The sequence below is a fragment of the Pseudomonas sp. B424 genome (assembly GCF_055408345.1).
Window position 1 is genome coordinate 222,712 of the sequence record NZ_JBUZTL010000003.1, and the last position, 11,503, is coordinate 234,214.

The following is an 11,503-nucleotide window of genomic DNA, read 5'->3' on the forward strand; positions in this document are numbered from 1 at the left end:
ATAACCCCCCTTCGCGTACGCAAGGGTATTCCCATGTCTCAAGACCGTCGTTTCAGCTTCGAGTTCTTCCCGACCAAGACCGATGCTGGACATGAAAAACTGATGAACACGGCTCGCCAACTGGCGACCTACAACCCGGATTTTTTCTCCTGCACCTATGGTGCCGGTGGCTCGACCCGCGACCGCACGATCAATACCGTGCTGCAGCTGGAGAGCGAAGTAAAAGTGCCTGCCGCTCCGCATTTGTCGTGCGTGGGTGACAGCAAGGCCGATTTGCGCGGCCTGCTGGCCCAGTACAAGGCCGCGGGCATCAAGCGCATTGTTGCACTGCGTGGCGACCTGCCTTCGGGTATGGGCATGGCCAGCGGCGAGTTGCGCTACGCCAATGACCTGGTGAGCTTCATTCGTGAAGAAACCGGCGATCACTTCCATATCGAAGTGGCGGCTTACCCGGAGATGCACCCGCAAGCGCGCAACTTCGAAGACGATATCAACAACTTCGTGCGTAAAGCCAACGCGGGCGCCGACAGTGCGATCACCCAGTATTTCTTCAACGCCGACAGTTACTTCCGTTTTGTCGAGCGCGTGGAAGCTGCGGGCGTGATGATCCCTGTCGTGCCGGGCATCATGCCGATCACCAACTACAGCAAGCTGGCGCGTTTCTCTGACGCCTGCGGCGCCGAAATCCCGCGCTGGATTCGCAAGCAACTTGAAGCCTACGGCGACGATACGCAGAGCATCCAGGCGTTTGGCGAACAGGTGATCAGCGAAATGTGCGCACGCCTGCTGGACGGCGGCGCCCCAGGGTTGCACTTCTATACCCTCAACCAGGCCGATCCGAGCCTGGCGATCTGGAACAACCTCAAGCTGCCGCGGTAAAACATAGTTGCAACGCCTCTCTCTGTGGGAGCGGGCTTGCTCGCGATTGTATCGACGCGATCTATCTGGTGGCCCGCGTCGGCTGCATCGCGAGCAAGCCCGTTCCCACAGTTGTACACCACCACCATTAGCCGTTGGGCAGCATGAAATCGGCGCGCCGTGATTGCTCTGTTATACTCCGGCCTTTCCGCCAGGCTTACGCCCGGCCGCTCGTCCTTGTACAAGTCACTCAACCCCGCTACTGCGCAGCTCTTGCCCGCGCGAGCGGTGCGAATGAGCCTTGTGGACTGGAGCAGGACCGGACGGGATTGCGTCACCTTAAACGCCATTCACGCCAGGCAAGACTATCCCTTTGGGCCAAGCCCTAACTAGAACAGGATTTCTCATGTCCTTTGCTTCCCTCGGTCTCTCCGAGGCTTTAGTCCGCGCCATTGAAGCTGCGGGCTATACCGAGCCTACTCCGGTGCAACAGCGGGCCATTCCCGCCGTGTTGCAAGGTCGCGACCTGATGGTTGCGGCTCAGACAGGTACTGGTAAAACCGGCGGCTTCGCTCTTCCGATTCTGGAAAAGCTGTTCCCCAACGGCCACCCGGACAAATCCCAGCGTCACGGCCCACGCCAGCCACGCGTCCTGGTCCTGACCCCGACTCGCGAACTGGCCGCCCAGGTGCACGAGAGCTTCAAGCTCTATGCCCGCGACTTGAAGTTCGTCAGCGCCTGTGTTTTCGGCGGTGTTGGCACCAACCCGCAGGTTCAAGCCCTGGCTCGCGGTGTTGACGTACTGGTTGCCTGCCCGGGTCGTTTGCTCGATCTGGCCGGTCAAGGCAGTGTTGACCTGTCCCACGTTGAAATCCTGGTGCTCGATGAAGCCGACCGGATGCTCGACATGGGCTTCGTTCACGACGTGAAGAAAGTTCTCGCCCGTCTGCCGTCCAAGCGTCAAAACCTGCTGTTTTCGGCGACGTTCTCCAAGGACATCACCGATCTGGCCGGCAAGCTGCTGCGCAACCCGGAACGCATCGAAGTTACGCCGCCGAACACCACGGTAGAGCGTATCGAACAGCGCGTTTTCCGTCTGCCGGCCACGCACAAGCGTGCCCTGTTGGCGCATTTGATCACCGCAGGCGCCTGGGAACAGGTGCTGGTGTTCACCCGCACCAAACACGGCGCCAACCGTCTGGCCGAATACCTGGACAAGCACGGCCTCAGCGCTGTGGCCATCCACGGTAACAAGAGCCAGAACGCACGGACCAAAGCCCTGGCCGACTTCAAGGCCGGTGCCGTACGTATCCTGGTAGCTACCGACATCGCCGCTCGCGGTCTGGATATCGATCAGCTGCCGCACGTGGTCAACTTCGAGCTGCCAAACGTCGATGAAGACTACGTTCACCGTATCGGCCGTACTGGCCGTGCCGGTCGTTCGGGCGAGGCGATCTCGCTGGTAGCTCCGGACGAAGAAAAACTGCTGAAAAGCATCGAGCGCATGACCAAGCAGAAAATCGCCGATGGCGACCTGATGGGTTTTGACTCCAGCACCGTCGAGGCCGAAAAGCCTGAAGTGCGCGAGCGTCCGGATGTGCGTAACCCGCGCAACCCGCCACGCGGCCCACGCGGCGACGGTCCGGGTAACCCGGGCGGTGGCGGCGGTCGTAAAGACAAAGGCAAGGAAAAGAGCAAAGAGAAGCCGGCGGCTGCTCGCAGCGAGCGTCCTGCTCGTGAGCAAAAGCCACGCGAAGCTCAGCCTGCCCGCGAACAGCGTCAGCCAGCACCTCGCTCGGAGGCCAATGCCAACCGCGCGCCGGACGAGTTCCGCGATGACGATGTGGATAACTTTGGTAACCGCGCTGATTACGTCAGCCCGTACCAGAACAAGAACAACCAGGGCCGTGGTCGCCGCCCGGGTGCTCCGGCAACCGGCACTGGCACTGGCACAGCGCCAGCCGCCCGTACCGGTGGCCGTCAAAATGCCCCGCGTACTGGCACCGGCGCCAGCACTGGCACCCCGCCAGCCAAGCGCAGTGGCCCACGTAGCGGCGCCCCGCGTGACGGTCAAGCCCGTCGCGACAACCGCCCGGCCCGTGACGATGCCCGTCAAGAGCCAGCGGTTAAAGGCCCACGTGAGAATCAGCCGAAGATCATGCACAAGGAGTCGAAAAGCGATCGCTTCCCGACACCTGAGCAGCTCGATCAACTGCCGAACCGTCCTCGTGGCGAAAAGCCTGCGCTGTTGACTCGTAACCGCTGAGTCAAGTCAAAAGCCCCTCACCCCACGCACTCCCTTTGGGGGAGGGCTGGGGGTGAGGGGCTTTTGATTCGCGCACAAAAAACGCCCCGGCTCTCGCAAGCCGGGGCGTTTTTTTTAGCCGTATAAAAGCGCTATTACTTGGCCTTCACGCCTTCCAGCGAGATGTCCAGGGTCAGCGTCTGGTCTGCGCCCGGGCTCTTGATGCCGAAGTCGTTCAGGTTCACAGACGTGGTCGCGTTGAAGCCAGCGCGTTCGCCACCCCACGGGTCCTTGCCTTCGCCGTTGAACGTTGCCTTGAACGTCACTGGCTTGGTCACGCCGTGCAGGGTCAGGTCGCCTGTTACGTCAGCTGTTTTCTCGCCAGTCGGTACAACCTTGGTCGACTTGAAGGTCGCTTCCGGGTACTTGCTCACGTCCAGGAAATCTTTGCTGGCGATATGCTTGTCACGTTCTGCGTGGTTGGAGAACAGGCTTGCGGTTTTCAGGGTGACGTCAATTTTGCTGTCGGCAGGCTTGGCAGCATCCCACGAGAACGTGCCGCTCCAGTCCTTGAAAGTACCGTGAATGAAGCTGAAGCCCAGGTGGCTGACTTTCCAGTCGATAAAGGCGTGCTGGCCTTCCTTGTCGATGGTGTAGTCAGCAGCCATGGCCTGACCTGCGGTCAGCAGTGCAGTACCGAGAGCCAGCGCAGCGAGGGTCTTTTTCAACATATTTTCTATTCCTTTTGAGTTGAGGTTGGACATCAGGCTTTGCGCCCCAGCATACGAGCCAGGGTCGCATCACGATCTATAAAGTGGTGTTTCAAAGCGATCAGGCCATGCAGGCCGGCAAATACCACCACGGCCCAGGCCAGCCACAGATGCACGACACCGGCCACATCGGCCTGGTCCGGCAGGTTGGAAATCAGTGCAGGCACTTCAAACAGGCCGAATACCGGGATGCCCACGCCTTCGGCAGTGGAGATAAGGTAGCCGGCGATCATTACGGCAAACAAGCCCAGGTACAAAAAGCCATGGCCGAGTTTGGCGCCGATACGCGTCGCCCGGCTGTAGCTGGCCAGTGCCGGCGGGGCCGGGCTGAACCAGATCCATACAACCCGTAACAACATCACGGCGAGCAGCGTCAGACCAATGCTTTTATGCAGGTCGGGCGCTTCTTTGCGCCATGGGCTGTAATAGTCCAGACCTACCATCCACAAACCCAGGCCGAACAAGCCGAACACCGCCAAGGCAACGGTCCAATGCATGAAAATGCTGACCGCTCCATATCGGGAAGAAGAGTTACGTAGCTGCATTGCCAACATCCTGTAGGAACTTGAGCCTAAGACTAATGGTTTACCTATCGATTGAAAGCGCATTTTTTTGCTGCAAGGTATCGATAAATACGATCTGTAGCCTGTGAGGCCGATATTAAGCAAGCGTTAACAAGATTTAATGTCGCTCCTGCAGGCCGACCAGCGTCTTTAAGTTCAATACCTGAAATCGTAATGTGTTGTTACACGGTCGCGCATTGCTTAGGCTTGCGCGATTGTTTGCCCGCACACGCCGGGAGCCAGCGCCAGGAGAGTGGAAATGGGCCTGAATAATCAATGGATGCAGCGCGACCTTGCCGTGTTATGGCACCCCTGCACCCAAATGAAAGATCACGAGCAGCTGCCGTTGATCCCGATCAAGCGCGGCGAAGGCGTGTGGTTGGAAGACTTCGAAGGCAAGCGTTACCTGGATGCGGTGAGCTCCTGGTGGGTCAATGTGTTTGGCCACTGCAACCCGCGTATCAACCAGCGCATCAAGGATCAGGTCGACCAGCTGGAGCACGTGATTCTTGCCGGGTTCAGCCATCAGCCGGTGATTGAGCTGTCCGAGCGTCTGGTGAAGATGACGCCTGAAGGCCTGACCCGCTGTTTCTACGCCGATAACGGTTCGTCGTGCATCGAAGTCTCGCTGAAGATGAGCTTTCACTACTGGCTAAATCGCGGCCAGCCGGACAAAAAACGCTTTGTGACCCTGACCAACAGCTACCACGGCGAAACCATGGCGGCGATGTCGGTGGGTGACGTGCCGTTGTTCACCGAGACCTACAAGGCCTTGCTGCTCGACACCATCAAGGTACCGAGCCCCGATTGCTACCTGCGGCCTGAGGGCGTGAGCTGGGAAGAGCACTCGCGCACGATGTTTCTGGCCATGGAGCAGACCCTGGCCGAGAACCACGACACCGTCGCGGCAGTCATCGTCGAACCGCTGATCCAGGGCGCGGGCGGCATGCGCATGTATCACCCGGTGTACCTCACGTTGCTGCGTGAAGCCTGTGACCGTTACGGCGTGCACCTGATCCTCGACGAAATTGCGGTGGGCTTTGGCCGCACCGGCACCATGTTTGCCTGTGAGCAGGCCGGTATTACCCCGGACTTTCTGTGCCTGTCCAAGGCGTTAACCGGTGGCTACTTGCCGTTGGCTGCCTGCGTGACCACCGATGAGGTGTACAGCGCGTTCTACGACGACTACCCGACCTTGCGCGCCTTCCTGCATTCCCACAGCTACACAGGCAATCCGCTGGCGTGTGCGGCAGCCCTGGCGACGTTGGATATCTTCGAAGAAGACAACGTGATCGAGAACAACAAGGCCCTGGCCCAGCGCATGGCCAGTGCGACCGCGCATTTGGTTGACCATCCCCATGTATCCGAAGTGCGCCAGACCGGTATGGTTTTGGCCATCGAAATGGTCCAGGACAAAGCCAGCAAAACCGCTTACCCATGGCAGGAACGCCGAGGGCTGAAAGTCTTCCAGCATGCACTGGAGCGTGGTGCGCTGTTGCGTCCGCTGGGCAGCGTGGTGTATTTCTTGCCGCCTTACGTGATTACCCCGGAGCAGATCGACTTTTTGGCCGAAGTGGCCAGTGAAGGGATCGACATTGCGACCCGCAACACTATCAGCGTGGCCGTACCGTCGAACTTTCATCCGGACTTCCGCGACCCGGGTTAAACCGGGCACACCCTGAATCTCCTGTGGGAGCGAGCCTGCTCGTGATGCAGACGACGCGGTTTTAAGATGAACCGTGGTGATGCCATCGCGAGCATGCTCGCTCCCACAGTGACGTGTGATCAGCATTCGAACTTTCAGAGAACTTACATGAGATTGTCCCGCTTCTTTATCGACGCCCCCTTGAGTCTTGGTGAACATGAATTGCCTGAGGCTCAGGCGCATTACATTGGCCGCGTGCTGCGCATGTCGGAGGGCGATGCCCTGCAAGTGTTCGACGGCTCGGGTTACGAGTTTCAGGGGCGCTTGCTGGAAGTCGGCAAAAAACGCGTACGTGTGTTGCTGGACGAAACCTTCGCCGGGCAAATCGAGTCGCCATTGGCCATCCACTTGGGCCAGGGCCTGTCCCGTGGCGAGCGCATGGACTGGGCGATTCAAAAGGCTACCGAGCTGGGGGTGACTGAAATCACGCCGATCATGAGCGAGCGCTGCGAAGTGCGGCTCAAGGACGAGCGCGCCGACAAGCGACTGGCTCACTGGCGCCAGGTGGCGATCAGCGCCTGCGAGCAATGCGGCCGTTCACGGGTACCGGTGATTCATCCGCCGGTGTTGCTCGGCGACTGGATCAAAACCACCGAAGCGGATTTGAAGCTGGTATTGCACCCGGTGTCAGAACCCTTGGCCAGCCACGAGAAACCTGCGCGCCTGGCGTTCTTGATCGGCCCCGAAGGCGGCCTGACCGATAACGAAGTCGACCAGGCCCAGGCAGCCGGCTACCAGCCAGCGCGCCTTGGCCCGCGGGTGTTGCGCACCGAAACCGCCCCGGTTGTGGCCCTGGCCGTGGCGCAGCAGTTATGGGGTGATTTCTAAGTCAGCCTCACCCCTTTTTTGCTTTTGTGGGAGCGGGCTTGCTCGCGATTTGATCGACGCGGTTATCCAGATAAACCGCGGCACCTGCATCGCGAGCAAGCCCGCTCCCACAAAAGGCGTGGCTTCCAATTTCAGTCGTTTCGTACGACGTTTCTCTTTCATTCTCGTGAAACATCCGAGAAGATTCCGCTCGCTTGCGCCTGTTCAAATCGGGGAATAGTCTCGGCCGATCGCTGCAAAACAGCGGTCGGGTTTAGTCGCCCGGTTTATGAGCAAGGCGCAAGGCGCCACCTTAGTGAGGCGCTTTTTTTCGGCCCCGCTTTATGGTGGCCGTGCGCAGGGCGCCTTCGGGCGCGCCGGTTTCCGAGCTCACCGGTCGACTAACCTGCGTACGGCTGCCACCCATTCGTTTAGTCGCGACATGGTGGTAGCTCCCTAAATGAGCTTGGAGCTGAGCATGAAAAAAATCACCCCCGATCCCCCTGCTTTACCCCTCGATGCTGCTGACAGTCACGACCCGTTGCTGGACCGTGCCGCCGTCGAACGTGCGCTCAATTACTACCTGCAAAACCATAAGCCTCATCGCCCCATAGGCACGGCCATGCTGGCCATCCCGGACTGTGTCAATTCAGAAGCGGCTTTGGCCGAGGCGTCAGACTTGTTGCGCTGTGCGGGTGCCTGCGCGAATGAGGCGGGGAATGGCTTGAGCGGGCCTGCGCGCGATTTGGTGTTGTCGGTCATGCACTTGGTGGAGCTGGCCAAGGGTTATGTCGACAAGTCGCTGGACACGCTGGCAACGCACTGAAGCAGCACGCGCCTGAGTGCAGCAGGCGCGTCTTGGGACAGCTGGTTTGAAGGTGAGGGTGTAACGGACGACTTTTTTTGACGCCCTTACTCCACCGGATCACTCACCGGCGAGGCGATGATTTTCTTCAGCTCGGCAGTCATCGGAAACTCCAGGTTCAGGCCGTTGGGCGGGATTGGTTGCTCGAACCAGCGCTGGTAGATGCCGGTGATTTCTGCGGACTGATACAGGTCAGCCAGGGTCTTGTTGACCACTGCCAGGAACTGCGGGTCATCTTTGCGCACCATGCAGCTGTAGATTTCCCGGGATTGCTCATCCCCTACAACCACCCATTTGTGCGGATCACGGGCCTTGGCGCGTTCGCCGTAAAGCAGCGCGTCGTCCATGTAGAAGGCTACGGCGCGGCCGGTTTCGAGCATCTTGAATGCTTCGCCGTGGTCTTTGGCGCTGATCACGTTCATGCCCATCTTGTGGTCGGCGCTGTAGCTCTTGATAAAGCGCTCGTTGGTGGTACCCGCCGTGGTGACTACGTTTTTTTCGCGCAAGTCATCGAAGCCTTTGATGCCGCTGTCTTTGGCGGTCAGTAACTGGCCTTTGACGTAAATGAACCCATATGAAAATGCCACCTGCTTTTGCCGCTCGGCCGTTACGCCGGTTGAGCCGCATTCCAGGTCAACCGTACCGTTTTGCACCAGCGGGATGCGGGTTTGAGAGGTCACAAGGTTGTATTTGACCTTCAACGGCTTGTCGCCCACTTGATGCTGGATGCGTTCGACGATTTTGTTCGCCAGGTCCACCGAATAGCCCATCGGCTTACCGCTGTTATCACCGACATAAGAAAACGGCACCGAGGCATCGCGATAACCCAGGGTAATACTCCCGGAATCGGCGATTTTCTTGAGTGTGCCCTGCAGTGGGGCCTCATTGGCGTGCACGGTATGGCTGATCAACAGGCCCAGGGTGCAACTGATCAAGGTGAGTTTTTTCATTTTGTTTTTCCCCCTAAAACAGATTAATGACGTACAGCGATCACGCTTATTTCCACCAGCACCTGCGGCCGCGCCAGTTCGGCTTGCAGGGTAGTACGGGTGGGCGCCTTGCCTGCCGACAGCCAGGCTGACCACACGGTATTCATGGCCGCGAAGTCGCGCTGAATGTTTTGCAGGTAAATCGTGGCATTAAGAATGTGGTCCTTGTCGCTGCCGGTCTCGGCCAACAGAGCGTCGATCTTGCTCAAGACCTCTTGAGTCTGCGTCGTAATATCGTCGCTTTGCGTGGGAACTTGTCCGGACAGAAATACCAGCGCCTCGAAAGTCGCGGCGGCGCTCAAACGGTCATTGCTGTTGAAGCGGTGAATCGTCATCGGGCTTTCCTTCTTGTTGGGTGCCGCACTCAGGCGGCCAGGCCTTGCATATCAATGGACGTTTTACGTTGCGCAATCAGCTCGCTCAGCAGGCGCCCGCTGCCGCAGGCCAGGGTGAAGCCCAGTGCGCCGTGGCCCAGGTTGAGCCACAGGTTGCGATAGCCGCTGGCGCCAAGGATGGGCACGCCACTGGGTGTTGCAGGACGCATGCCGGCCCACTCGATGGCGTCGTTATAGTTGCCCGAGTCCGGGAAGGTACTGGCGGCCAGTTGGCGCATTTGCGCCAGGCGTTTGGGGTCCAGTGAAGCGTCGAAGCCGACGATGTCGACCATCGCGGCAATGCGCAATTGCTCGCCGATGCGGGCGTACACAATCTTGCGGTCGTAGTCGGTGATGCTCACTTGTGGTGCTTTTAGCGGGTCGTTCAGGGCCAGGGTGAGGCTGTAACCCTTGAGCGGATACAGTGGCAGCTTCAACCCCGGCAGGCGCAGGGCCGGGCTGTTGTGGCCGGCAGCGAGCACAAGCTGCTCGACCGCCAGCACTTCATCGCCCATTTCCACAGCCTGCACCGCACCGTTGGCATGCCGAAGCCGGGTGACGGTTTTACCCAGCTTGAAGGTGCAACGGCCACTGGCTTTCAAACGGGCGACCAGTTGCTGGCAGAAGGAGTGGCAATCACCGACTTCTTCACTGGGGGTGTAGATGCCGCCGACAAACGCGGACCCCTGCAGGCCCGGCTCCAGGCTGGCGCACTCGCTGGCGGACAGCGCTTGCTGAAATGAGTTGTGGATAACTTTTTTACGGGCTTTATCGAAGTTTGCGGGCTCACGGAACGCCACCAGTTTGCCGTTGCGCTGCCATGCGAAACCGTCCAGGTGATCTTCTTCGCGCCATTGCTGCAGCGTGGCTTGACTGAGCAGTGCCAGGCGCAGCAAGTGGGCACCATTGCGCTGATTGACCGAACTGCGACATGCCGCCATAAACGAGGCCAGCCAGCGCCATTGAGCCGGGTCCATGCGCGGGCGCAGTTTGAGTGGCGAGTCCCCGCGCAGCATCCAGCCCATTGCTTGCCAGGGCACCCCGGCATCGGCCAGCGGAGCCACATAGCGGTAGGAAAGCTGGCCGCCATTGGCGAAGCTGGTCTGGCTGCCCAGGGTTGGCTGAGCTTCGATCACGGTCACTTCAAAGCCGTCGCGCACCAGTGCATACGCCGTTGCCAGCCCGATAACACCCCCGCCGATGATGCACACTCGCTTTGCCATATCTGTCCTTAGCCCACTGTTGAACGGGCTTCAGGTTAGGGGCAGGTGACAGGCGGCGAACAATGAATAAAGATGGTCCTCCCATAAACAAAGGTTATGGACTGCTGCCATGCGCTTGCGTCATATCGAGGTGTTCCAGGCTATTCGCCAGACCGGTTCTGTCAGTGCGGCGGCGCAACTGCTGCATGTATCGCAGCCTGCGGTCAGCAAAGTGTTGCAGCATGCCGAGCAGCGACTGGGCTTTGCGCTGTTTTTACGTGTGCGCGGCAAACTCCAGCCGACCCCCGAGGCGCTGCTGCTGGAGCGTGAAGTCAACAAGGTGACTGAAAGCCTGCAAGGCGTGCAGCGTCTGGCCGAGAGCCTGCGGCGCGAACCGGGGCACCGGTTGCGTATCGGTAGCACGCCGGCATTGGCCCTGTCGTTGATGCCACCGGTGATCAGTGAGTGGACGCGCCGTTATCCTGATATCAGCTGTGAGCTGGTCAGTGCCCATAGTCGTGAGCTGATACAGAACCTGTTGATGCGCGAACTGGACGTGGCCCTGACCTTCAAGTTGCCTGACCATCCGGGGCTCAAGGCCCAGGCGTTGGCCCACGGTGTGCTGGTGGCGCTGGCACCGCGGGGGTTCTGGCCGGATGAAACCGAAGGCGTACCGCTGGCGCTGGAGGAACTGGCGAATGCTCCGATGATCGGGCTGAGCAGTGCCGATCCGCTGTTTGCGCATCTGGACAGCTACCTCAAGACTATTGACCCGCCGCCGCGTATCAGTATCGCCGTACAAACCTATTCGTTGGCGCGGGCGATGGTGGAGTCGGGTGCCGGGTTGACGGTGATTGATCCGTTTACGGCGTTGGGAGCTTCACGGGCGAGCACTTTGATCCGGCCATTGAGCCCGGCGCTGCCGATTACGCTGTATGCGCTGACCCGGGCGGACGAAGCCCCGGCGCATATGCTGGAAGGGTTGCTGCAACTGTTCGCTGAGCGGGCCAGCGAGCAGTTGCAGCGGTTGGCGGGCTGACCACATTTAAAAATGTGGGAGCGGGCTTGCTCGCGATGCAGCCAGCGCGGTGTGCCTGAGCCACCGCGTTGATGCAATCGCGGGCA

11 protein-coding genes are annotated in these 11,503 nt (G+C 59.7%); 6 read left to right on the forward strand and 5 right to left on the reverse strand.

The window, feature by feature from the left end; translation table 11 throughout:
- The first annotated feature begins 33 nt into the window (after positions 1-33).
- Both metF and ACZRMS_RS05770 read left to right on the forward strand, forming a co-directional pair.
- Complete coding sequence (gene metF / locus ACZRMS_RS05765; RefSeq protein ID WP_463994485.1) at positions 34-879, forward strand: methylenetetrahydrofolate reductase [NAD(P)H]; 846 nt, start codon at positions 34-36, stop codon at positions 877-879.
- A 385-nt stretch (positions 880-1,264) separates the two neighbouring features.
- A complete protein-coding gene (locus ACZRMS_RS05770; protein ID WP_463994486.1) occupies positions 1,265-3,124 on the forward strand; it encodes a DEAD/DEAH box helicase in 1,860 nt (619 codons plus the stop codon).
- 134 nt (positions 3,125-3,258) lie between these two features.
- Here the strand turns inward: ACZRMS_RS05770 and ACZRMS_RS05775 are convergent, their stop codons facing one another.
- Positions 3,259-3,834, reverse strand: a complete 576-nt coding sequence (locus ACZRMS_RS05775; protein WP_048361234.1) for a YceI family protein — start codon at positions 3,832-3,834, stop codon at positions 3,259-3,261.
- Between the two features lie 32 nt (positions 3,835-3,866).
- Complete coding sequence (locus ACZRMS_RS05780) at positions 3,867-4,418, reverse strand: cytochrome b (RefSeq protein WP_463994487.1); 552 nt, start codon at positions 4,416-4,418, stop codon at positions 3,867-3,869.
- 277 nt (positions 4,419-4,695) lie between these two features.
- Here ACZRMS_RS05780 and ACZRMS_RS05785 point away from each other — a divergent pair, with 277 nt between their 5' ends.
- From ACZRMS_RS05785 to ACZRMS_RS05795, 3 genes are all read left to right on the forward strand, one after another.
- The gene (locus ACZRMS_RS05785; RefSeq protein WP_463994488.1) at positions 4,696-6,102 is read left to right on the forward strand and encodes an adenosylmethionine--8-amino-7-oxononanoate transaminase; all 1,407 of its coding nucleotides are present in this window, start codon (positions 4,696-4,698) and stop codon (positions 6,100-6,102) included.
- 147 nt (positions 6,103-6,249) lie between these two features.
- Positions 6,250-6,969: a 16S rRNA (uracil(1498)-N(3))-methyltransferase gene (locus ACZRMS_RS05790; protein WP_463994489.1), complete on the forward strand. Its 720-nt coding sequence runs from the start codon at positions 6,250-6,252 to the stop codon at positions 6,967-6,969.
- A gap of 457 nt (positions 6,970-7,426) precedes the next feature.
- Positions 7,427-7,774: a DUF6124 family protein gene (locus tag ACZRMS_RS05795; RefSeq protein WP_463994490.1), complete on the forward strand. Its 348-nt coding sequence runs from the start codon at positions 7,427-7,429 to the stop codon at positions 7,772-7,774.
- 86 nt (positions 7,775-7,860) lie between these two features.
- Here ACZRMS_RS05795 and ACZRMS_RS05800 read toward each other — a convergent pair whose 3' ends face one another.
- From ACZRMS_RS05800 to ACZRMS_RS05810, 3 genes are read right to left on the reverse strand one after another with little or no spacing between them, the layout of a single operon-like run.
- The gene (locus ACZRMS_RS05800; RefSeq protein ID WP_463994491.1) at positions 7,861-8,763 is read right to left on the reverse strand and encodes a transporter substrate-binding domain-containing protein; all 903 of its coding nucleotides are present in this window, start codon (positions 8,761-8,763) and stop codon (positions 7,861-7,863) included.
- 23 nt (positions 8,764-8,786) lie between these two features.
- Entirely contained in the window at positions 8,787-9,137 is a 351-nt protein-coding gene (locus tag ACZRMS_RS05805; RefSeq protein WP_463994492.1) for a RidA family protein, read from the reverse strand.
- A 29-nt stretch (positions 9,138-9,166) separates the two neighbouring features.
- Complete coding sequence (locus ACZRMS_RS05810; protein WP_463994493.1) at positions 9,167-10,399, reverse strand: D-amino acid dehydrogenase; 1,233 nt, start codon at positions 10,397-10,399, stop codon at positions 9,167-9,169.
- Positions 10,400-10,508: 109 nt separating this feature from the next.
- On the opposite strand from ACZRMS_RS05810, the gene ACZRMS_RS05815 reads away from it, so the two are divergent.
- Positions 10,509-11,417: a LysR family transcriptional regulator gene (locus tag ACZRMS_RS05815; RefSeq protein ID WP_463994494.1), complete on the forward strand. Its 909-nt coding sequence runs from the start codon at positions 10,509-10,511 to the stop codon at positions 11,415-11,417.
- Positions 11,418-11,503: the final 86 nt, after the last annotated feature.

What these genes read in the sequence shown, in the direction of transcription:
- ACZRMS_RS05775 (WP_048361234.1), bottom strand. Translation starts at nt 3,834, where the DNA reads ATGTTGAAAAAGACCCTCGCTGCGCTGGCTCTCGGTACTGCACTGCTG.
- ACZRMS_RS05780 (WP_463994487.1), bottom strand. Translation starts at nt 4,418, where the DNA reads ATGCAGCTACGTAACTCTTCTTCCCGATATGGAGCGGTCAGCATTTTC.
- ACZRMS_RS05815 (WP_463994494.1), top strand. Translation starts at nt 10,509, where the DNA reads ATGCGCTTGCGTCATATCGAGGTGTTCCAGGCTATTCGCCAGACCGGT.
- ACZRMS_RS05790 (WP_463994489.1), top strand. Translation starts at nt 6,250, where the DNA reads ATGAGATTGTCCCGCTTCTTTATCGACGCCCCCTTGAGTCTTGGTGAA.
- ACZRMS_RS05785 (WP_463994488.1), top strand. Translation starts at nt 4,696, where the DNA reads ATGGGCCTGAATAATCAATGGATGCAGCGCGACCTTGCCGTGTTATGG.
- ACZRMS_RS05800 (WP_463994491.1), bottom strand. Translation starts at nt 8,763, where the DNA reads ATGAAAAAACTCACCTTGATCAGTTGCACCCTGGGCCTGTTGATCAGC.
- ACZRMS_RS05805 (WP_463994492.1), bottom strand. Translation starts at nt 9,137, where the DNA reads ATGACGATTCACCGCTTCAACAGCAATGACCGTTTGAGCGCCGCCGCG.
- ACZRMS_RS05770 (WP_463994486.1), top strand. Translation starts at nt 1,265, where the DNA reads ATGTCCTTTGCTTCCCTCGGTCTCTCCGAGGCTTTAGTCCGCGCCATT.
- metF (WP_463994485.1), top strand. Translation starts at nt 34, where the DNA reads ATGTCTCAAGACCGTCGTTTCAGCTTCGAGTTCTTCCCGACCAAGACC.
- ACZRMS_RS05795 (WP_463994490.1), top strand. Translation starts at nt 7,427, where the DNA reads ATGAAAAAAATCACCCCCGATCCCCCTGCTTTACCCCTCGATGCTGCT.
- ACZRMS_RS05810 (WP_463994493.1), bottom strand. Translation starts at nt 10,399, where the DNA reads ATGGCAAAGCGAGTGTGCATCATCGGCGGGGGTGTTATCGGGCTGGCA.